At 53.0% G+C, this 22,137-nt stretch carries 19 protein-coding genes; 12 read left to right on the top strand and 7 right to left on the bottom strand.

Annotated features, from left to right (window positions below; all coding sequences use genetic code 11):
- Nucleotides 1-209: 209 nt before the first annotated feature.
- Together dcd and apbC are read right to left on the bottom strand one after the other, a co-directional pair.
- Nucleotides 210-776: a dCTP deaminase gene (gene dcd / locus BMX66_RS04860; protein WP_090878870.1), complete on the bottom strand. Its 567-nt coding sequence runs from the start codon at nucleotides 774-776 to the stop codon at nucleotides 210-212.
- A gap of 120 nt (nucleotides 777-896) precedes the next feature.
- Nucleotides 897-1,985, bottom strand: coding sequence for an iron-sulfur cluster carrier protein ApbC (gene apbC / locus BMX66_RS04865; RefSeq protein ID WP_090878872.1), 1,089 nt, complete (start codon nucleotides 1,983-1,985; stop codon nucleotides 897-899).
- Between the two features lie 240 nt (nucleotides 1,986-2,225).
- On the opposite strand from apbC, the gene metG reads away from it, so the two are divergent.
- Nucleotides 2,226-4,421: a methionine--tRNA ligase gene (gene metG, locus BMX66_RS04870; protein ID WP_090878874.1), complete on the top strand. Its 2,196-nt coding sequence runs from the start codon at nucleotides 2,226-2,228 to the stop codon at nucleotides 4,419-4,421.
- Between the two features lie 182 nt (nucleotides 4,422-4,603).
- Here the strand turns inward: metG and BMX66_RS04875 are convergent, their stop codons facing one another.
- From BMX66_RS04875 to BMX66_RS04885, 3 genes are all read right to left on the bottom strand, one after another.
- On the bottom strand, nucleotides 4,604-7,699 hold the full coding sequence (locus tag BMX66_RS04875; RefSeq protein WP_090878876.1) for an efflux RND transporter permease subunit: 3,096 nt from the start codon (nucleotides 7,697-7,699) through the stop codon (nucleotides 4,604-4,606).
- A gap of 63 nt (nucleotides 7,700-7,762) precedes the next feature.
- On the bottom strand, nucleotides 7,763-8,944 hold the full coding sequence (locus BMX66_RS04880; RefSeq protein ID WP_090878878.1) for an efflux RND transporter periplasmic adaptor subunit: 1,182 nt from the start codon (nucleotides 8,942-8,944) through the stop codon (nucleotides 7,763-7,765).
- Between the two features lie 248 nt (nucleotides 8,945-9,192).
- Nucleotides 9,193-9,879 carry an ABC transporter ATP-binding protein gene (locus tag BMX66_RS04885; protein ID WP_090878880.1) on the bottom strand — a complete coding sequence of 229 codons (687 nt, stop codon included), beginning with the start codon at nucleotides 9,877-9,879 and terminating at the stop codon, nucleotides 9,193-9,195.
- Between BMX66_RS04885 and BMX66_RS04890 the strand changes: the two genes are divergently transcribed.
- Nucleotides 9,878-10,549, top strand: coding sequence for an arylesterase (locus tag BMX66_RS04890; RefSeq protein ID WP_090878882.1), 672 nt, complete (start codon nucleotides 9,878-9,880; stop codon nucleotides 10,547-10,549). The genes BMX66_RS04885 and BMX66_RS04890 overlap by 2 nt on opposite strands.
- Before the next feature lie 156 nt (nucleotides 10,550-10,705).
- A complete protein-coding gene (locus BMX66_RS04895; protein WP_090878884.1) occupies nucleotides 10,706-11,200 on the top strand; it encodes a universal stress protein in 495 nt (164 codons plus the stop codon).
- A gap of 75 nt (nucleotides 11,201-11,275) precedes the next feature.
- Here BMX66_RS04895 and BMX66_RS04900 read toward each other — a convergent pair whose 3' ends face one another.
- A complete protein-coding gene (locus tag BMX66_RS04900; RefSeq protein WP_090878886.1) occupies nucleotides 11,276-12,076 on the bottom strand; it encodes an outer membrane protein assembly factor BamD in 801 nt (266 codons plus the stop codon).
- Between BMX66_RS04900 and rluD the strand changes: the two genes are divergently transcribed.
- The 9 genes from rluD (at nucleotide 12,077) to BMX66_RS04945 (ending at nucleotide 21,371) form a co-directional block, all read left to right on the top strand.
- Nucleotides 12,077-13,114, top strand: a complete 1,038-nt coding sequence (gene rluD, locus BMX66_RS04905) for a 23S rRNA pseudouridine(1911/1915/1917) synthase RluD (RefSeq protein ID WP_090878888.1) — start codon at nucleotides 12,077-12,079, stop codon at nucleotides 13,112-13,114.
- Entirely contained in the window at nucleotides 13,111-13,851 is a 741-nt protein-coding gene (gene pgeF / locus BMX66_RS04910) for a peptidoglycan editing factor PgeF (protein WP_090878890.1), read from the top strand. Before rluD ends, pgeF begins: the two co-directional genes overlap by 4 nt.
- 169 nt (nucleotides 13,852-14,020) lie before the next feature.
- Nucleotides 14,021-14,845 carry a ZIP family metal transporter gene (locus BMX66_RS04915; protein WP_090878892.1) on the top strand — a complete coding sequence of 275 codons (825 nt, stop codon included), beginning with the start codon at nucleotides 14,021-14,023 and terminating at the stop codon, nucleotides 14,843-14,845.
- A 99-nt stretch (nucleotides 14,846-14,944) separates the two neighbouring features.
- The gene (gene rimO, locus BMX66_RS04920; protein ID WP_090878894.1) at nucleotides 14,945-16,291 is read left to right on the top strand and encodes a 30S ribosomal protein S12 methylthiotransferase RimO; all 1,347 of its coding nucleotides are present in this window, start codon (nucleotides 14,945-14,947) and stop codon (nucleotides 16,289-16,291) included.
- A gap of 51 nt (nucleotides 16,292-16,342) precedes the next feature.
- On the top strand, nucleotides 16,343-16,906 hold the full coding sequence (locus BMX66_RS04925) for a hypothetical protein (RefSeq protein ID WP_255398814.1): 564 nt from the start codon (nucleotides 16,343-16,345) through the stop codon (nucleotides 16,904-16,906).
- 950 nt (nucleotides 16,907-17,856) lie between these two features.
- Entirely contained in the window at nucleotides 17,857-18,993 is a 1,137-nt protein-coding gene (locus BMX66_RS04930) for an MlaE family ABC transporter permease (protein ID WP_090878896.1), read from the top strand.
- A gap of 12 nt (nucleotides 18,994-19,005) precedes the next feature.
- Nucleotides 19,006-19,794, top strand: coding sequence for an ABC transporter ATP-binding protein (locus tag BMX66_RS04935; protein ID WP_090878898.1), 789 nt, complete (start codon nucleotides 19,006-19,008; stop codon nucleotides 19,792-19,794).
- A gap of 4 nt (nucleotides 19,795-19,798) precedes the next feature.
- A complete protein-coding gene (locus BMX66_RS04940) occupies nucleotides 19,799-20,704 on the top strand; it encodes an MlaD family protein (protein WP_090878900.1) in 906 nt (301 codons plus the stop codon).
- A 1-nt stretch (nucleotide 20,705) separates the two neighbouring features.
- Complete coding sequence (locus BMX66_RS04945) at nucleotides 20,706-21,371, top strand: ABC-type transport auxiliary lipoprotein family protein (protein WP_090878902.1); 666 nt, start codon at nucleotides 20,706-20,708, stop codon at nucleotides 21,369-21,371.
- A gap of 43 nt (nucleotides 21,372-21,414) precedes the next feature.
- Here BMX66_RS04945 and BMX66_RS04950 read toward each other — a convergent pair whose 3' ends face one another.
- Nucleotides 21,415-22,095, bottom strand: coding sequence for a DUF4197 domain-containing protein (locus BMX66_RS04950; RefSeq protein WP_090878904.1), 681 nt, complete (start codon nucleotides 22,093-22,095; stop codon nucleotides 21,415-21,417).
- Nucleotides 22,096-22,137 lie beyond the last annotated feature (42 nt).

The following is a 22,137-nucleotide window of genomic DNA, read 5'->3' on the forward strand; positions in this document are numbered from 1 at the left end:
AAAAAGACTCCGCAATCTGCCTTAAGTTCCGACAAAAAAAACGGCTTCGTACCGTATTGCGTTTCTGGCTCTGGGGGAAGACTGGGGAAATATATTGGGACTAAATACAACATATCAACCACATTTTGTGTTTTTTAAAAGGGGCTGAAAAACTCGATGTGCGCTTGATGAGAAAGTTGTTGCGAGCGTTTTGCTGTCAGCGCGGGTGATCAGATTTTCGGCAAGGTCACGCCATGCTGACCCTGGTATTTCCCCCCCCTATCCTTATACGAAATCTCGCAGACTTCATCGGACTCAAAGAAAATCACTTGAGCCACTCCTTCATTAGCGTAAATTTTCGCGGGAAGCGGTGTGGTATTGGAAAACTCCAGCGTGACGTAACCTTCCCACTCCGGTTCGAGTGGCGTGACATTCACAATAATGCCACAACGCGCATAGGTGGATTTTCCAAGGCAAATAGTGAGTACATTTCGCGGAATGCGAAAATACTCAACGGTGCGCGCAAGTGCGAAGGAATTGGGCGGGATCAGACAAACGTCGCTCTTCACGTCGACGAACGAGTTGGAATCGAAATTCTTGGGGTCGACGATGGCGGAGTTTATGTTGGTGAACAGCTTGAATTCATCCGAGCAGCGAATATCATAGCCATAACTCGAGGTCCCGTATGAAACGATTTTATGTCCATTGGCATACTTGATCTGATTGGGCTCGAAAGGCTCGATCATGCGATATTCGGTCGCCATGCGGCGAATCCATTTGTCCGATTTTATTGTCATTTCTTAAAGGACGAGAATCTCAGCGAATGTCAGTCGGAAACGGGAACAGGGGAGCTTACCTGTCCCACAGACGCCAACGCAGCTATTTCGGCTGGTTCTCCTCAAGGTATACGATGATAATCAGGTATCCTCAATCACAATCTTCGCAAATAGCGCTGAGTGATCCAGCGCCAATTCGTCGATCCTGACTGCAAGGCGGCGGGCAATGCTGCGGTAAGTCTCTGCTATCCGTCCCTCCGGTTCCGCGATAACCGTCGGCGTGCCGGAATCGGTATGTTCACGGATCTTTATATCGAGGGGCAAGGCGCCCAGAAATTCTACATTGTAATCCTTGCACATCTTTTCACCGCCGCCTGTGCCGAAAACATGTTCCTCGTGGCCGCACTGGGAGCAGATGTGGGTGCTCATGTTTTCGACAATACCGACGATGGGGATACCCACTTTCTGGAACATCTTGAGCCCCTTGCGGGCATCAAGCAGTGCAATATCCTGAGGGGTGGTAACGATAACAGCGCCTGTTACCGGCACTTTCTGCGCGAGAGTCAACTGGATATCACCGGTTCCAGGCGGCATGTCCACAATAAGATAGTCCACGTCATTCCATCGGGTATCGTTCAATAACTGCTGCAATGCCTGCGTGACCATCGGTCCGCGCCAGACCATCGGCGTTTCCGCGTCGATCAGAAAACCGATGGATATCGCCTGGATGCCATGTGCTTTCATCGGTTCCATGCTCTTGCCGTCCGGCGACTCCGGGCGCCCCGTAATCCCGAGCATCTGCGGCTGCGAGGGTCCGTAAATGTCCGCATCCAGAATCCCTACAGACGCACCTTCTGCTGACAGCGCCAGCGCCAGATTTACCGCGGTGGCGGATTTACCCACGCCGCCTTTGCCGGATGCCACAGCGATAATGTTTTTCACCCCCGGAATGAGCTTTACCCCGCCCTGCACGCTGTGCGACACAATCTTGCTGGTGACATTGGCATTAACGCTGCCAATCCCGGGAATGCTTTTGAGCTTGCCCTCCACCTGTTTGCGGATACTTTCTATTACGCTTTTGGCCGGGTAACCAAGCACAATATCCAGCGACACGTTATCACCAGCTATTTTGATGTTACGCGCCTCATTGCTGGTCACGTAATCCTTGCCGGTGCTGAGGTCTGTAATTTCCTTGAGGGCGGACTGTATTTGCTGTTCCGTGATAGGCACTTTCGCACTCCTTTATCTGCGGCACAAATGAAGACTCGAATATTAACAAATATCGGGGTCGATAGTCTGGCGACGTGATAAATCGAATAGGCCATACCAGGTCTGCACGCCAGTTTGAATAAAACGTTGGCAAGAAGCGGGAGGACCATACCCTTTCAAATTTACGATTGGTTTCCTTCGACAGACCGTCAGGGCCTACAGTTTGCTACAATCACATTTCAAATCTTTTATAGCCAATTGATGAACAAGCGAAAAATCCTGGTTACCTCCGCCTTGCCGTATGCGAACGGCAGTATCCATCTTGGTCATCTGGTGGAATACATCCAGACGGATATCTGGGTTCGTTTTCAGAAAATGCAAGAGCATGAGGTGCATTACGTTTGTGCGGATGACACTCATGGCACCCCGATCATGCTGCGCGCCGAACAGGAAGGCATTACACCGAAGCAGTTGATAGATCGAGTATGGCAGGAACACAAGGCTGATTTCGATGGCTTCCATGTCGATTTCGATAGCTACTACACCACCGATTCCCCTGAAAATCAGGAATTTTGCGAGGATATTTATCGCCAGCTTGAAGCAAAGGGTTTGATCGCGAAACGCTCGGTTGAGCAGTTTTATGATCCGGTCAAGCAGATGTTTTTACCGGATCGATACATCAAAGGTGAATGTCCGAGTTGCCACTCCAAAGATCAATACGGTGACTCCTGTGAAGCTTGCGGCGCCACGTATTCGCCAACCGATCTGATCAATCCTTACTCCGCCGTTTCGGGGGCGAAACCGGAACGCCGCGCTTCGAAACACCACTTCTTCAAGCTTTCGGATCCTCGCTGCAAGGCTTTTCTCAAAGAATGGGTCTTTGAATCGGTTTCTACTCCATCTGGCGCCACGCTGGAAATGAAGCCTCGACTTCAACCCGAAGCCGCCAACAAGATGAATGAATGGCTTTCGGCCGGCCTGTCGGATTGGGATATTTCGCGCGATGCGCCTTATTTCGGCTTTCCGATTCCCGGGACTGCCCGCAAGAAATTTTTCTATGTCTGGCTGGATGCTCCCGTGGGCTACTTCGGCAGCTTCAAGAATTACTTCAAGCAACGGCAGCGATCTCAAGCGGAGATCGACGAATACCTTCGGCCCGGCGGCAGTACTGAAATGGTGCATTTCATTGGTAAGGATATTCTTTATTTCCATGCCCTGTTCTGGCCGGCAATGCTGGAATTCTCCGGCTACCGCACTCCCACCCAGATTTACGCGCATGGATTCCTTACTGTCAACGGACAAAAAATGTCCAAATCCCGCGGGACCTTCATCACTGCGGAAAGCTATTTGAAGCAGGGCTTGAATCCGGAATGGCTGCGCTATTACTACGCTGCCAAGCTCAACGATAGCATGGAAGACATCGATCTCAATTTCGATGATTTCACTGCGCGCGTCAATAGCGATCTGATAGGAAAATACATCAATATCGCCAGCAGATGCGCCGGTTTCATCAATAAAAAATTTGGTGGCCAGCTAACACACAATATTTCGGAAGCCAATAGAAAATGGTTCAATCAATTTCTTTTCTGTCAGCTCGGAGAGGGAGATACTTTCCTCGGCCGCCATATTTCCATTGCGAACTTTTATGATCGCAGGGAGTACAGCAAAGCAATAAAGGAAATAATGCTGGCGGCGGACGTAGCCAATCAATACGTGGATCGGACGAAGCCGTGGATCCTGGCAAAAAATAGCGAGAACGACCGGGAGTTGCATGAAGTATGCAGCGTTACTTTGAACATGTTCCGGATTCTCACCGTTTACCTGAAACCTGTGCTGCCGAGGCTTGCTGCAAAAGCGGAACTGTTCCTGGGCCTTGAACCTCTCACCTGGAAAGATGCCAGTTCGCAAAACCGGCTGTTACCCGAGGGGCATCAGATCAATGACTACGAACATCTCATGACCCGTATTGATTCCAGACAGATCGAGATGCTGATCAATGCCAATAAGGAAAGCCTCAAGCCTTCAGCGCAGCCACCACAAACCAGACAAAATGTGCAACCCATGGAAAAAAGTTCTGTCGCCCCGTCCGCCACCCCTGCAAGAGGTGAGGGCGATGTCAAAAGCACCGCTGCAGCAACAATAACAATTGATGACTTCGGCAAGATCGACCTGAGGGTGGCAAGAATCGTCGAAGCCGAGCACGTCGAAGGTGCGGATAAATTGCTCAAACTCACCCTGGATATCGGGTCGGACCAGCGTACTGTATTCGCCGGCATAAAATCTGCCTATGATCCGGAACAGCTCAAGGGCCGCCTGACTATCATGGTGGCCAACCTTGCACCGCGCAAGATGAAGTTCGGCCTATCCGAGGGAATGGTATTGGCCGCAGGTGACGGGGGCGGACCTTACCTGCTTGCTCCTGATGAAGGCGCGCGGCCGGGCATGAAAGTGAAGTAACTAACCCTAAATCCGTAGGCGCAGGATGGGTGGAGGCGCCAAGCCATACCCTTAGCCATACCATCATTGTTTCGATGGGTTGCACTTCGCTCCGACCATCCTACGACTGACATCCTCATACAAGGTTGGCGTGACGCGGGAACCCCAACGCTCACCCACCTATCCAATCTATGCATGGCAGACTATGCTCCCTGTCGCCGGGCCAATTCATGATCCGTCTCCAGCTTCAGCGGTCCGCTGCCGGAAAAGCGATCCAGGTAAAGATAGATTACCGGTGTAATGAAAAGCGTGATCACTTGCGAAAATAGCAGACCGCCCACCACCGCCAGACCCAGCGGCTGGCGCAACTCGGCGCCCGCCCCCAGTCCGAGCGCGATGGGAAATGCGCCCATCAATGCAGCTAGTGTCGTCATCATGATGGGCCGAAAACGCAGCAGACAAGCAGTCCGGATTGCTTCACGCGGCCCCATCGCGTTATTACGCTGTGCATCAAGCGCAAAGTCGATCATCATGATTGCGTTTTTCTTGACAATGCCGATCAACATCAGGATACCTATCATGGCGATGATGGACAGTTCCATATCGAACAACCATAGCATCGCCAGCGCACCGACCGCGGCGGAAGGCAGCCCGGAGAGGATCGTGAGCGGATGAATATAGCTCTCATACAGTACGCCAAGCAGTACGTAGATAACCAGCAGCGCGGCAACGATCAGCACCACCTGGCTCGTTTGGGAAGACTGGAACGCCGCTGCATCGCCCGCGTAGCTGGTCAAAATGCTCGCGGGCAGATTAAGCTCGCGCTTGAACTGCTCGATGCGGTTGGAAGCCTCGCCCAGTGCCGCGCCGGGAGCCAGATTGAATGCTATCGTCACCGCTTCCAGTTGACCCGCGTGATTGATTGCAATTGGCCCCACTTCGCGCTCGACTGTTGCAACGCTCGATAACGGCACCAGCGTATCATTCGCGGCACGCAGATAAATCTTGTTGAAGGCACTCTCGTCGTACTGATGCTCGGCGGCCACCTGCAAAATCACATAATAGCTATCGCTGGAAGTATATATCGTCGAGACCTGACGCTCGCCAAAGGCGCTATAGAGGGCGGAACGGATATCGCCAATTTGCACGCCCAAAAGATTGACCTTGTCCCGATCGATATTCAGGCGAGCCTCCAGACCCCTCAATTGCGAATCGCTGGTGACATCCCGAAAGATGGGGTCCGCCTGCATGCGCGACATGAGGCCATCCGCCGCGGGGCGCAGATCATCGGCGTGCACGCTGCGCATGACGTACTGATAGCGGCTCTTGCTGGTGCGTCCGCCAAGCCTGAGATTTTGAAGGGGGTTTATAAAGACATTTACTCCCGGGATTGCGCGAAGATCCTGTCGCACCTCTTCCGTTATTTCTTCGAGGGGCGCGCGTTCGCTGCGCGGCCTGAGGGTCATGTACACCCGCGCACTATTGCTTTCGGTGGCGTAGACATTCAGGTAATCGACGGAGGGATGGGCGCGAATCACGTCACTGGTACGTTGCAGCAACTCTGACATGGCCGGAAAGGAAATGTCCTCGACCGCCTCCACTGTAATCAGCGCCTGACCGATATCCTCATTGGGAAAAAAACCTTTGGGCAAGACCATGAACAGAACACCCGTGGCAATGAACGTGGCAAATGCAATACCTAAAACCACGCGGTGGTGAACCAGTGCCCAATCGAGTACTCTTTCATATCCCCCCAGAACTTTATCGAACCCACGGTCGAACCATCCGGTCCATCTCAGACTGAGGGCGTCAGCGTCATGCCCGGCAAGATAGCGGCTGGTCATAACAGGCACCAATGTAAGCGATACAACAGCCGACATCAAAACCGCGATTCCCACGACAGCGGCAAACTCATGAAAAAGCAGACCAATCACACCGGGCATGAAAAAAATAGGGATAAAGACGGCAACCAGCGAGAGGGAAATCGAAATGATGGTAAAGCTGACTTCCTTTGAGCCCTGCAGCGCAGCCTGCAGAGGCGGCACACCCTTTTCGATATGGCGAACGATATTCTCAAGCATTACGATGGCATCATCGACCACCAGTCCGACCGCGAGAGTGATGCCTAGCAAGGAAATATTGTCCAGGGTGTAATCAAGGGCATGCATCATCGCCACTGTCCCCAGCAGTGAGATCGGCAGGGACATTGCAGGAATCAATGTGGCAGAGGCTTTGCGCAGGAACAGGAAAATCACTAGCAGGACAAGAAAGATTGTTATCGCCAGCGTGACCTGCACATCATGGATGGAGTCGCGGATGGAAACGGAACGATCGCTCGTCAGCTTAAGCTGAACAGATGATGGCATCTGGGCAACCAGCCCTGGTAGTGCTGCCTTGATAGCATCAACGGTGGCGACAGTATTGGCACCCGGTTGGCGCTGCACCGATAGTGAAATCGCGGGCTCCCCATTAACCCAACTTGCGGTCTTGAGCGATTGCACGCTGTCTTCAACCTGCGCTACCTCGGAGAGTCTTACCGGATTTCCGCTGGGGGACGTCGCGACGATCAGCTTCGCAAACGCGGCGGCATCGTTGAGCTGGCGATTCGCCTGGATGGTGAGCGCCTGACGCGGCCCCTCCAGTGTTCCAATCGGAGAATTGGCGTTGGCAGTACGTAGCGCGTCTGCGATATCATCGAGTGTCAGGTTACGAACGGCCAATGCGTCCGGGTTCACGCGTACGCGCACCGCATATTTTTTCTGCCCATGAATATTTACCTGCGCCACGCCTGGTAGTGTTGATAGCGTCGGAGCGATAAGGTCTTCGGCGAAGCTGTTCAATTCCGGCAGTGACATTGAAGGCGACATCAGCGCCAGAAAAATGATCGAGGCTTCAGCCGGGTTGATCTTGCGATAGGATGGCGGCGTGGTCATTTCCAGGGGCAGCGACCGCTCCGCGCGCAGTAATGCCGCCTGCACGTCTATGGCAGCGCTGTCGATATCGCGGTTCTGGTCGAACTCGAGCGTAATCGCAGTATTGCCCAACGTGCTTGTCGAACTGATTACCGACAAGCCAGAGATAGTAGAAAACTGCCGCTCAAGCGGTGTTGCCACCGAAGAGGCCATTGTGTCGGGACTTGCACCCGGCAGGACCGCGGTTACGGAAATGGTGGGCGAATCGTAACTGGGCAGTGCCGCTATGGGTAAGCCGCCGTAAGCAATGATGCCAGCCACAACCGCGGAAGCCGACAGCAATACCGTCATGACTGGGCGGCGGATACACAACTCGGAGAGATTCATGGCACCGCTCTACGGAACGTGCCGGCGATGCACTGATACGCTGATATGCTCATCCAGCTGGTCCTAACCATCAGCTTCTGCCTCGACACCCTTGCGCCCGTCCTCTGTTACCAGACTGCCGGGTCTGAGATTTTGCGCACCTTCCACGACAACGCGCGCCCCTTGAGTAATAGTTTCTCCCTCTATTGCGGCCAGCCCATCCTGTACCAAATGCACATTCACCGGAAGAGAAGTTACTCGGTCATTGTCATCGACAACGTACAGGAATTGTCCCTCCGGACCATTCTGAACCGCTTGCACCGGAACGGTGAGCGCCCCCATCAGCGTGCGTGGCGCGAGCGTTACCCTGACAAACATTCCGGGCCATAGATGTTTATCCGCGTTGGGAAATTCGGCTTTAAGGCCAATTGTGCCGCTTGCCGTATCCACCGTATTATCAATAAATATCAACCGTCCTTTTCGTGTTTGCTTTCCCGTAACCCCCAGTTCCACATTGACGGCCACTTCGCCCTTTGCGCGCGCCTGTTGCAAAGGTACAAACTCGCGTTCCGGCAAGGTGAAGCTGACATTGATCGGATCAATCTGGGTGATATTGACGAGAATATCGTTTGGCTGCACCAGACTGCCCTGGTACACGGGAATGGCGCCGGTGCGCCCGGCAATAGGCGCGATGATCTCGCTGAAACCGCGGGCAATGCGATTTGCCTGCACGGTAGCCTGATCCATTGCAAGCTGGCCGCGCAGCGCCTCGACCTGATTCTCCGCCACATCTAGCGCAGCCTGGGAAATAAAGTTTTGCCGGAAAAGTTCGCGCTGGCGCTCGAGGTTGCGCTCGGCATTTCTCAGATCGGCCCGGGATTTTGCCAACTGCCCTTCGGTCTTGCTGAGGTTGGCATCCTCCGTGCGCGCATCAAGAGAGAAGAGCTTCTCCCCCTTCTGCACAAACTGTCCTTCCTTGATATGTACCGCGCTAACCACGGCGCTAAGCTGGGGCCGCACCGCGACCGTCTGTTGAGCGGATACCGTGCCATTTGCGGTAAGTGTGACCGGTACATCGTTTTGTGCAACCGCAGCGGTCACAACGGGGGTAACCTCGACTGGCCTGTCCTTCGCGTCAGTCGCGCCGCTCTGATTGCGCCAGACCCAGACACCAGCGATCAGGGCGGCGAGTAAAATCCAAACTACCGCGAGCCTGAGGCGGCGCCTGGGAGGTGCTGCCGGTTTTGTTCGAGAAATAGCTTCCATTAAAAAGTCTTACCAGATACTGTTGAACCGGTAGGCAAAAAGTGGAGGAGCATATCAGGAAACCGTGAACAAGCAAGTGTAGCGGGCGAGGCACGAATCCCGATGCATCATGTAAAATGTTGACGTTTGAGTTCGGCCGGCACCCAATCTAATGTACCTGCGCGTCCGCCTCGGGATCATGTATTCTTGCCGCAATACCTCTACCGAGGAATTGTCACAGGTTCCACGTGGAAGTTGTTCAACTGCCCCTAATCTACGATCTTTCCCCCGGCCAACCGTATCCGCCATGCACAGCGGCTGGAAATGGCTTCGTCATGAGTCACCAGAACCAGGGTGGTGCCACGCTCGCGGTTCAGTTCAAACATGAGTTCTATGATCTGTGCGCCCGTGGTGGAATCCAGATTGCCGGTCGGTTCGTCGGCCAGCACTAGTTGCGGTTGCGTCACAAATGCGCGTGCAATAGCGACACGCTGCTGTTCCCCGCCGGAGAGTTGTCTGGGATAATGTGTCAGACGCATGCCGAGCCCGACCCGCTCAAGCAGTTCCAGCGCGGCGGTGCTTGCATTGCCGGCGCCGGCAAGTTCAAGTGGCAGCATCACATTTTCAATCGCGGTCAGTGCAGGTAACAGTTGAAATGACTGAAACACGAACCCGAGCATGCGTCCGCGCACCGCCGCGCGTGCATCTTCATCCAGCAAGAAAATATCCTCTCCATCAAGATGAACCTTACCGGCCGAAGGAGTATCTAATCCTGCCAGCAGTCCTAGCAGGGTCGACTTGCCCGAACCCGACGCTCCAATAACGGCGACCGAGTCACCTGCATTTACCTCCAGATTGATATTCTCCAAAATTGTAAGCTGTTCGTTGCCGGTGCTTACTTGCTTGGTCAACCCGATTGCCTGCACAATGGGCCGTACAACAAGGTTATTTGTCATGAAAAATGTCCTGATTATTCTCTCTATCCTATTAACTGCTGGAGCCGCCAACCCAGGCACAGCAGCACCGCCGGGATCTGCGGCCACACCCGGAACCACTACTATTATGGTATTTGGCGACAGCTTATCCGCGGGCTACGGCCTGCCGCGCGACGCCGGATGGGTCAGTTTGCTGAAGAGGCAGCTGCAAACGCAACCGCGGACACATCTGATCAACAACAGCATCAGTGGCGAAACGGCGGCAGGTGGACGCACCCGCATCGAGCAAGCGCTTAAAACCCATCGCCCGGACATTGTCATTGTCGAGCTTGGCGGTAATGATGGGTTACGCGGGGCACCCGTTGAATCCATACGTAATGATCTCGAAGCCATCATTGAAGCCTGCCAGCGAAATAAAGCCATTGTCCTGTTGGCCGGGATGCAACTACCGCCTAATTATGGCATAACATACACGCAAAAGTTTCAGGATATCTACCCGGAATTGGCTAAACGCCACGGGGTCAAACTGGTACCGTTCCTATTGGACGGCTTCGGGAGTAAACGGGAGTTTTTTCAGGCGGACGGGATACATCCAACCGCCCGGGCGCAAGAAAAAATCGTCGAAAATATCTGGAAAGTCTTGAAGACGATGCTTAAACCCCAGGAAGCCGTTGCGGCCAGCAACGGCTGAAACTTCCCGTAGATTCGCTATTCCGCGCTATCCGAAGGGTATTTCAATTCCATGAACTCGCGCCATGCCGTTCGGTTTCAATATTGGAGCCCTTGAGTAACTTACCCGGTCTTTTCCTTTTTCCGATTTGTACTCCATAGTATCTGTGAAAAACGAATGGATAACTATCAGCATATTTTACTCGCGGTGGATTTTTCGGAGCACGGAAATCATGTCACCCGAAAAGCAGCGCATTTAGCGGAAATATTTCACGCAAAATTGAGCATTATCCATGTGCTGGATAATATCCCGATGCCCGATACAGCTTACGGAACCATCATTCCTCTGAATGAAAATTCAACATATGAATTGCTGGAAGTGGAAAAATCCAAGTTGAAGCAGATCGGTAATCAATTGCGAGTGGAACCGACCCTTCGATGGATGGTTTGGGGCGTCCCCGGACAGGAAATTGTCCGGATTGCCGAGAAGGAGCATGTCGATTTGATAGTCATCGGTTCCCATGGCCGTCATGGCCTTGCTTTATTGCTCGGATCAACCGCCAGTGACGTCCTGCATCATGCCAAATGTGACGTCATGGCAATTCGCTTGCAGGATAAGGTTACGGACAGAGAACCGTTGTTGGAGAAAGCCGCGCTTGGTCCTTCAGGTTGAATCCCGGGATCGCATTTGAGCCTGGGAAATACTTCGATACTTTCCGGAACCGGCAACTGTCCATACCCGTTTTTATTACCAGAATCGCCACCAGGGTTCTCCATCCACTCCGGTGGAATCGGCGAAGAACCTGCTGTTGGGGAAATTTTTCATCATCACGCGATTCGCATCGTCCCGCAAGTCGGTCATTCCCAATGCGTCATAGGCTTTCACCATAATGAATAGTGCTTCTTCCGTTGCCGGGGTCTGCGGGTATTCCTTCAGGGCATATTGAGCACGATTGGCCGCGGCGACATAGCCGCCCCGTTTCATGTAATAACGCGCCACTTGTACTTCGTTCAGCGCCACCACGTTGACCAGATGCTTCATTCTCTGCACCGCATCGGCTGCGTACTTGCTCTTGGGAAACCTGCTAACGAGTTCTCTGAAATTTTCAAACGATTCGCGAGACGCCTTGGGATCGCGCTCGCTCATATCCTGACCCAGAATTTTTTCTGAGACGATGCCCATCAACCCGAGGTCGTCATTGAAATTCGACAAGCCTTTAAGGTAATAAGCGTAATCCACGTTTGCGTGATTGGGATGAAGCTTGATAAAGCGGTCGGCGGCAGCAATAGCCGAGGCAGGTTCGCCATCCTTGTAATGCGCGTAGGCAATCTCCAGTTGCGCCTGCTGCGCATAGCGCCCATACGGATAACGGGCTTCCAGTGCTTCGAATAATTTGATGGCGCCCTGGTAATTTCCATCATTCAATTCCGTTTTTGCCTCGGAATAGTATTTGCTTGCCGACCAGCTCTTGGAATCCTGCACTTCCTTGGGGAACAGACCACAGGCTGATAGCAGCAATACCAGAAATAGAGCTACACTACGCGACATATGAGTTCGTTTGAAGCTAAAAATAGGGTTGACCATTATAACGCAAAGCCCGTACCGGCTGAATCGGCTGAAACCACCATCGAGCTGATAATACCCCAGGGCTTTGCTGGGGTGCGGCTCGACCAGGCTCTCGCGCAACTGCTGCCAGACTGGTCTCGCACCCGCCTGCAGACATGGATTCGGGACAAACGGATAAGCGTGGATGGAGCCGAGGCTGTTCCCAAACAGAAGGTGTGGAGCGGAGAAAAGATCGAGGTCAAGCCATCGTATCATCCCATGGAAACCGGCCATGCTCCCGAAGCCATTTCGCTGAACATCGTTTACGAGGACGACGCGCTCATCGTCATCAATAAACCCGCCGGGCTTGTGGTGCATCCCGGCAGCGGGAATTGGCGTGGAACCATGCTGAATGCATTATTGCACCACGCTGCGCAATTGAGCGGAATACCCCGCGCTGGCATCGTTCACCGGTTGGACAAGGATACGAGCGGCTTGCTGGTTGTGGCAAAAACACTGGAATCCCAAACCAGTCTGGTGCGACAGCTGCAAGACCACACCGTGAAACGAGATTACCTGGCACTGGTACTCGGCCAGGTTTCGACTGATGGATGGGTCGATGCACCGGTAGGACGGCATCCGGTACAGCGTACCAAAATGGCTGTCATTGCAAGCGGTAAAGAGGCGCGTACCCATTATCGGGTACTGGAAAAGTTTGATGACTGCACTTTGCTTCAATGCAGCCTGGAAACGGGACGCACGCATCAGATCCGTGTGCACATGCACTCCATCGGTCATCCCCTTCTGGGAGATCCGGTGTATGGGGGCAAGCCGAAAAAGAGCATACACAACACGGGACAACTGCTTGCCCGTTTTCCCAGGCAGGCGCTGCATGCGCAAAGGCTGGAACTGACCCATCCACAACAGGGGAAAAGAATGACGTGGGAAGCAGCATTGCCGGAGGATATGAACAGTCTTCTGCTGGTACTTCGCCAATGCCGGGATGAAAATCCCCTGCCGATCAATTCGGTTCCAGTGTGAATAATTGGATCACACCCGACTGGCCTGCGCCGTGCAACGTGAAGGCCCTGTTCACCACGCGTAATGGCGGCGTCAGCAATGAACCTTATGCCAGCCTCAACCTTGGAGATCATGTTGGCGACGATCCATTAGCCGTCGAACAGAACCGCGCCCTGCTGCGCCGCTTTCTGCCGGGAGAGCCCAAATGGCTCAAGCAGATACACGGCACGGGATCCGTCAACGTCGATGCATATGATTGCACGGTCCCAACCGAGGGTGACGCCGCGCTCAGCCGGCACCCAGGAAATGTGTGTGCGATACTGGTAGCCGACTGCCTGCCGATACTATTATGCGATCATGCAGGCTCCGTTGTTGGCGTGATTCACGCCGGCTGGCGCGGATTGGCCGGGGGAGTCATCGAACACACGGTATCGGCGATAGGTGCAGTAGATAGCCCTATCATGGCATGGCTCGGTCCGGCGATCGGACCCGATCATTTTGAGGTCGGTGAAGAGGTACGCCAGGCTTTTATCAAACAGGACCGGAAAGCTGCTGCCGCCTTCCGTCCACGCCCCGGGAATAATGACAAATGGTTCGCGGATCTTTTTCTGCTGGCGCGGCAGCGATTGACGGATGCCGGTATCACCGCGATTTACGGTGGAGGAGAATGTACCTATGGCAACCCGGCGAAATTTTTTTCTTATCGCCGCGATGGCCATACCGGACGTATGGCCGGTTTGATCTGGCTGGTGCCGTAAGTCAGTATTTGAATTGGCAAGTGTATGACTGAAGCAAACCGGAAATTGTCATTTACGGTCTTTCATGTTCCCGCCACGAGCTGTCACGGTCCAATTGCTACCGCGCTATTTGCCTGAATCTGCATCTTGCAAGAGCGTATAATCCCGCATTTTCCATTGTTCGCCGTAAATGTCTATTCTTGCCTGGATCATCGTCACCAGCCTGTTTGGCGGAACGTTAAGTGTACTGTTTGCTGCCGCGCTGACGCTTAATACCCGAACATCATGGGTACAGATGCTGATTTCATATGCCATCGGCGCGCTGCTGGGGGCGGCTTTTCTCAATGCGCTGCCGGAGGCGCTCGAGCTTTCAAAAGATCCTGCCCAGATGACAGCCACGGTGCTATTTGGCATCCTGTTATTCTTCATTCTCGAAAAACTGGTATTGTGGCGCCACTGTCATGCGGAGGAATGCGAAGTCCATGATCCTGTGCATGCCGCCACCATCGTTGCGATTCCGCCTACGCCGATAGCCAATGCCATGGATCAGCATGATCACGGCCGCAGCGGCATAATGATTATGCTGGGCGATACGTTTCATAATTTTGTCGATGGCATACTCATTGCCGCAGCGTTCATGGCGGACGTACAATTGGGCATTGTCACTTCTATCGCCATAATCGCCCATGAGATTCCACAGGAAGCCGGTGATTTTCTGATTCTGCTCAATTCCGGCTATACCCGGAAGCAGGCGCTGCTGTTCAATCTCTTGTCCAGCGTTGCCACTCTGCTTGGCGGCATGGCGACCTACTTCATGTTGCAGGATATGAACCACCTGATTCCATCCCTGCTGGGAGTGGCCGCCGCAAGCATGATTTATGTCGCCATGTCGGATCTGATTCCCGGCCTGCACAGGCGTCCCGAAATCGGGGCCACCATACAGCAAGTTGCGCTCATTACGCTGGGGATCAGCTCCATCTGGCTGGCCGGCAGCCTGTTCGCTCACCCTGCATGAGTTAAAAAATTTCGGGCAGCCTTCATTCTTGAATCGGATATTTCCTGTTTTCGAGAAATACAGGCTACCGATACTCATTTCACTATTTCATTATTACATATGGCGTCTCTCAAACAACTGCCTCCCAAAATCGGTTTCGTCTCGCTTGGATGTCCCAAGGCGTTGGTGGATTCCGAGCAAATCCTCACCCAACTGCGTGCCGAGGGTTATGAAACGTCCTCCACTTATGAGGATGCTGACCTGGTTGTCGTCAACACCTGCGGCTTCATTGACAGCGCCGTTGAGGAATCGCTGGACGCCATTGGCGAGGCACTGGCAGAAAACGGCAAGGTCATCGTCACCGGCTGCCTCGGCGCAAAAGACGGCGGCAACGTGGTCAAACAAGCCCATCCGCAGGTGCTGGCGGTGACGGGTCCGCAAGCTCTGCCGGAAGTCATGGCGGCGGTTCACATGCATTTGCCGCAGCCGCATGACCCTTACACCAGCCTGATCCCGCCACAGGGAATAAAGCTTACGCCGAGACACTACGCATATGTCAAGATTTCCGAAGGGTGCAATCATCGCTGCACGTTCTGCATTATCCCTTCCATGCGCGGCGATCTGGTTAGCCGTCCAGTCAATCACGTAATGCAGGAAGCGGAAAATCTGGTCAACGCGGGTGTCAGGGAACTGCTGATAATTTCGCAGGATACCAGCGCCTACGGTGTGGATATCAAATACCGCACCGGCTTCTGGCAAGGCAGGCCCTTGAAAACCCGTATGACCGAACTGGTTCGCGCCTTGGGCGAACTCGGCGTCTGGGTCCGGCTGCACTATGTCTATCCCTACCCGCATGTTGATGAAGTGATTCCGCTGATGGCCGAAGGTAAAATTCTTCCGTATCTCGACGTACCGTTCCAGCACGCCAGTCCGCGTATTCTGAAAGCAATGAGACGCCCGGCAAGCTCTGAGAACAATCTGGCCCGTATCGAGAGCTGGCGCGAAAAATGCCCCGATATCACGCTGCGCAGTACATTCATCGTCGGCTTTCCAGGCGAAACCGAAGCAGAGTTCGAGCAACTCCTGGATTTCCTTCAGGAAGCGCAACTGGACCGTGTCGGATGCTTTGCCTACTCGCCAGTGGAGGGCGCGGCAGCAAATGCGCTATCTGATCATGTTCCGGAAGAGGTGAAAGAAGAGCGCCGCGGCCGCTTCATGGCGGTTCAGGAAAAAATCAGTACCGCTCGTCTTGCCAGAAAAATAGGTAAGCATATGACGGTGTTAGTGGATGAAGTAGACAAAAACACGGCGATTGCCCGCAGCACTGCAGACGCGCCGGAAATCGATGGCCTGGTTTATGTCAACAACGTGAAAAATGTGAAACCCGGCAGATTTATGGAGGTTGAAATTGTCGGCTCCAACGAGCATGATTTACAAGCAGAAGGCTTGCAAGACAGGCAAGGCTGACCTGGCTGTTCAAACTCTCCTTCCGGTTATATCCTGGCGCGAAGCGTTGATATGAGAAAAAAAACTCATTGCGTCATTGTGACAAGCGGCAGCGATGAAAAGATAATGCGAAAGCCTGGCATTAAATCTACACGGGAGATCAAGTTGAAAAAAATCCTTGTAATTGCGCTGCTTTTTATTACCGCCACCGCGACAGCGGCTGAAATTGATAAACGCCAGATCCTTCCCCTTAGTGAGCTTCAGCGCAACCACGTCCTAACGGAAATGCGCGCCCTGTTATCGGGAATGCAGAAGATTCTGGATGCGGTCTATAGGGAAGATATGGCGGCGGTGGCAGATCACGCCCGCTCGCTTGGCATGAGCATGGCGCATAAGGGCGAGGATCATCTCAAAGCAGTGCTGCCGAAGGAATTCATGCAGCTCGGCATGTCGGTACACAAGGCTTTCGATCAGATAGCAGTTGATGCGGAATCCTTGAAAGATCCGAAGCACACGCTGCGGCAATTAAGTGAATCCATGAAAAAATGCAGCGCGTGTCACGACAATTATCAAATTCGCATCACGGAGCAACCGACTGCTCTGGGAAGCAATCCCTCCTCGCATCATCACCATTAGTGAACAATTGGCTCAGTGATCAGTTGCTTCCGAGCATATTTCTCGGGATTGGAAATCACCGGATGCCATTAGAGCTCAAACCGGTTTTTCTCAAATCGTAGTGGCCCGTATTCCAGCCGTAACAGCTCCAGTAAAGGTGATCGGAGCGCAAAAAAATAATCAGAGTCAGGGCAATATCTTCATTTGCAGAAGGCGCCGCCCTGACCCTGATTCACTATTTATTATTATTGTAGTTATTGTTATTGGTACTACCCTCCTCTGCTACTACCAAGCAAACTTTGAAGCATCCAGACGAACGAAGTTTGTCTGATCGACTCATCCGGCGCCGACCGGATTCGCATTCTTTTGTTATTAGCGATGCCGTCGCGATGGCGGTCAATCCAGAGCTTGTAATACCTATCCCACCATTACCACTTTTTCATTTTTTATTCGTGGGCACTGTCGCAACATCCATTTACGCGACTACACAAATTTAAAGCAAATACTGTGCCATATATGATAATCTAAGAGAAAACAAAAGCTTGTAAGAAAATCCCCAATAACCATCATGCGAGTGTAAGAATTTTCGGCAACCGTCGTCACAAGGCCGTAATCATGGCGCGTCGATTGGAATTGCCCTATTAATAAAGAAAGAAGGTTACTGTATTGCCCGGAAAGTAATTGCAGCTGCAGGCGATAAGCCGAAGGGATCACGCCGGATGGTTCCGCAATATTTGTTTTTTCCCCTAACCATGTCAGGACATGCTGTGCTTGACCTAAAATCCTTGAATGAGTTCTACTAGTGGAAGAATCAACCGGTTGCCACGCTATAACCCCTGACTGCGCAAGAGCGAAGTGCGCGCTTTTCGTGCAATCCTCACGGAACGCACTCACAAGAGGAATAGAATAGAACGCTGAACAAGGCTGTGAAAGCTTATCCTGTCGTTAGTGTTGCGCAGAGGGAAATCACGATGCCGGAGAATCAAGGCAGCAATTCATCGATCGTATTGCGCCGCGTAACCGGCGAGGACGGGGCGTCTCGTTTGGTGCTTGCCGGGAATTGCACGCTGACCGCTCTTGGAAAGCGGCTGCAACCGCTCGCCGGCGAACTTGCTACGCACGCAACCGATCCGGAACTACAGTGGGATCTTACCGGGATAACGCAAATGGATGATGCAGGCGCGGTTCTACTGTGGCGAGCCTGGGCCGAACGCCGTCCCCGGCATTTGCTGCTTCAGCCTGAGCATGAAAGATTGTTCAACCGCCTGGAAAAAATGCCAGCCCCCCCCGCACCGATAGCGCGAGATCCGCTATGGCCGATCACAGTTCTTGGAAAAGCGGTTTTCCTGTTGTGGGACCATTTGATTGGCCTGATAGCACTTTCCGGCCAGTTATTACTCGATGCGATATATCTGATCGCCCATCCAGCGCTTGTTCCATGGCGTGAGATCTCCGCGAATCTATACCGTACCGGCGCGCAAGCGCTGGGTATCACTGCGCTGGTCGGATTTCTCATTGGTGTCGTGCTGAGCTTTCTCTCTTCCAGGCAATTACAGATGTTTGGGGCAGACATATTCATTATCAATATTCTTGGCGTAAGCATTATTCGCGAACTCGGTCCGGTGCTGGCCGCAATACTGGTCGCCGGACGTTCAGGTTCTTCCATGACCGCGCAACTGGGCGTGATGAGGGTTACAGAAGAACTCGATGCGCTGACCGTGATGGGGATACCTCACAGTCAGCGGCTGGTGATGCCGAAGGTCATAGCGCTCGGCATCGCGATGCCGCTTGTGGTGTTGTGGACCAGCGCGGTCGCTTTGATAGGAGGAATGGTCGTTGCTGAAATTCAACTGGGGCTGGGCTATCAATTTTTTTTAAGCAAGCTGCCGGATGCCGTAGCCATTGCAAATTTATGGCTGGGGCTGGGGAAAGGCGTTGTTTGCGGAATGGTGATCGCGCTGATTTCCTGTCATTTCGGGCTGAGAATCAAATCCAATACCGAAAGCCTGGGTGAAGGAACGACAAACTCAGTCGTAACCTCCATTACCGTCGTTATTATTATTGATGCGATTTTCGCCGTGGTTTTTTCCAATGTTGGATTAAGGTGAGGCGATAATCCAATGGCAGACGGAGAATGCATTATCGAGGTTGAGGGACTATATACACGATTCGGCAGCCATGTCGTGCACGAAGATATCAATCTCTGCGTGCGCCACGGGGAAGTGCTTGGGCTGGTGGGCGGCTCCGGCAGCGGCAAGACCGCGTTGATGCGGCAGATGCTGGGTCTGGAGACCCCGGCACAAGGGAAGGTTCGATTTTCCGGCCTACCCCTGCATGGCCAGGACCGTGCAAAATTGCAATACATGCGCAACCGCTGCGGCGTGTTGTTTCAAAAAGGTGCATTGTTCAGCGCACTATCGGTATATGACAACATAGCGCTGCCCATGCGCGAACTGCGTACGCTTGACGAAGACATAATACGCCGTCTGGTAATGCTCAAACTTAAAATGGTGGATATCGATACCAGGCATGCTACTAAAATGCCCGCGGAGCTTTCCGGAGGAATGATCAAGCGTATTGCCCTGGCACGGGCTATGGCGCTGGATCCCGAATTACTGTTTTTGGACGAACCAACCGCCGGTCTCGATCCGCAACTGAGTGATGCGTTCGTCAAGCTGATCCAGGGCATGCGGCACGAATTGCCACTGACCATCGTCATGGCAACGCATGATCTCGATACGCTGGTCGCACTCTCTGATCGGGTGGCAGTTCTAGCTGAACAGCGTATGGTGGCGCTTGGAACTCTGCAGGAAGTGATCAAGGCGAAGCATCCATTTATTACCAGCTTTTTTTGCGGTGAGCGTGGCAAGAGGACATTAGAAAACAATCGCGGTATTTTACAGGGGTAGCATTATGGAAAACCGTGCCCATGCCCTTGCGGCGGGTTTATTCGTAATTCTTCTAAGCGCGGCCGTGGCGGTCGCTGCCATGTGGTTCAGCGGCGACACCATGACCCGTGACAAATATCTGCTGGTATCAGAGTTCCCCGTTACCGGTCTCAACTCCCAGGCGACGGTGCGTTACCGCGGCGTCACTGTCGGTAAAGTCGAGAATATCCGGCTGGACCCGCAAGATTCGCATACTATTCTCATCCGGATTGCCGTAGACCGGGATTTGCCGTTGACCAGGAATACCTATGCGCAACTCGGCTATCAGGGTTTGACAGGTCTTGCGTATGTGCAATTGAATGACGAAGGTGGCGAAGCTGAAAGACTGGAAACTGATGGGGACGATCTCGCGCAAATCCCCTTGCGTCCGTCCACACTGGATAGCATCACCAATTCGGGGCAGCGCCTGCTCAGTAATGCGAATGGATTGGTAGAGCGATTAACTCTCCTTCTTAATGATCAGAACCGAACACGGTTTGAGCATATATTGGAGAATACGGAGTCTGTGACCGGTCGTTTACACGGTGTCGTGAGTCAATTGGAGCCCGGGCTGAAAACATTGCCTGGACTGGCTGCCGACGCAAGTTCGGTACTGCAGCATACCGATCAGCTGGTACTCGACCTTAATCAGATAACGGCGAAACTGAATCAGCAGGGAGGAACTATCGACAGCTTTGCTCAAACCGCCGGAGAACTTACCGCCACTATGCATAAACTGCGAGAAGCAACTGAGGGAATCAAACGGAATTCCCGTAACGTTGATCGCGTTCTTCTGCAACTGGAAGAGCAGCCGCGGAGCCTGCTGTTTGGCAGACTGCCGCCGCCGCCCGGTCCGGGAGAAGAGGGCTTCGTACCACCTGGAGAAAATTGAAATGAGAAAATTGCTGGTTCTTGCTTTGATGGCACTCGCGGGCTGTGTCACGCCTCGGACGCAAACACCAATAGCGGTATATGACTTCGGCCTGCAACGACTTGCAACCGCATCCAGTGCAGAAACATCGGGGAACAGACGGTTGAAGGCAAGTCTATTTGTGGCAGATACGGCAGCACCGGCGTGGTTGGACAGCACTGGGATTCATTACCGTCTGGCATATCACGACCTGGCACAGTCGCATGCCTATGCGAACAACCGCTGGGCTGCTACCCCTGCGATATTACTCACTCAGCGCATCAGGAGCCGAATCGCGGAGATCAACGATGACGCCGTAGTGAGCGCCGCCGATGGCGCGCGAGCCGATTATATGTTACGCCTTGAACTTGAAGAATTTACTCAGGTATTCGATACCACCGACCAAAGCCGTGCCGTAATCAAAATTCGTGCGAGCCTCATCGAATCCGGCACGCGTCTGCCGCTGGCGCAGCGCAGTTTCAGCATCGAGCAGGCTGCGCCTGCAGCGAACGCCCAAGGCGCGGTGCGTGCCCTGACAGAAGCAAGCGATAAACTGATCGGGAATCTGATAGTCTGGCTTATCAAAGAATTACCGGAGAAAAACAAGAATTCCGGGATAGCCCGGACGATTTCAGATGAATATCAATAAAAAGCGCGGAAAATTGCCTGCTTTTGGCGTCGTATTGCAGTCTTTACTTCACTGAGCCAAATACTTGCTGCAGCAGCTTACTACCTTGGCCCATCGGGTCGTTTCGAATGGCTCGCTCCTCCTCCGCCATCATGAGATACAGCCCGTCCAGCGTTTTCTGGGTGACATAGTTTTCAATATTTGCATTTCTTTCCGCCACTAAGCCAAATTTCGCGCCCTTCCCCGCGAACTCATTGTATTTTTTAGCCAGGCCTGCCTTATCAGTCGCGTTTTTCACTATTGGCAGAAACTTTTGAGTCAATGCTTCAGAAGTCGTGTTACGGAAGTACTGTGTTGCCGCATCATTGCCCCCCGTAAGTATCGCCTTGGCGTCTCCCACTGACATCTCTTGCACAGCGTCCACCAGTAGCGGCTCAGCTTCGGCTGCCGCCGCTTCCGCTGCGCGATTCATGGTCACGATCAAGCCATCCGCGTACTTGCTCATACCCAGCGTGCGCATGAGACCTTCCACTTTCTGTAGCGATCCGGGCAGTGGAATTTTAACCTTGGGATTCTGGAGAAATCCATTCTCAACCCCCAGTTTATCTACCGCTACTTCGGCACTCTGGGTAAGTGCTTGCTTCAGACCATAGGCAGTATCCTCATCGGATACAGGAGCGTTCCCCGTAGCACAGGCGGAGATAGAAACGCAAAACCAAACAAAAAATACAGTAATGATACGCATTGGAGCCGCTCCTGTTGGATGTGTATTACTTACTGGCCGTGA

It is taken from the genome of Nitrosovibrio sp. Nv6 (genome assembly GCF_900110495.1).
GTDB lineage: Bacteria > Pseudomonadota > Gammaproteobacteria > Burkholderiales > Nitrosomonadaceae > Nitrosospira.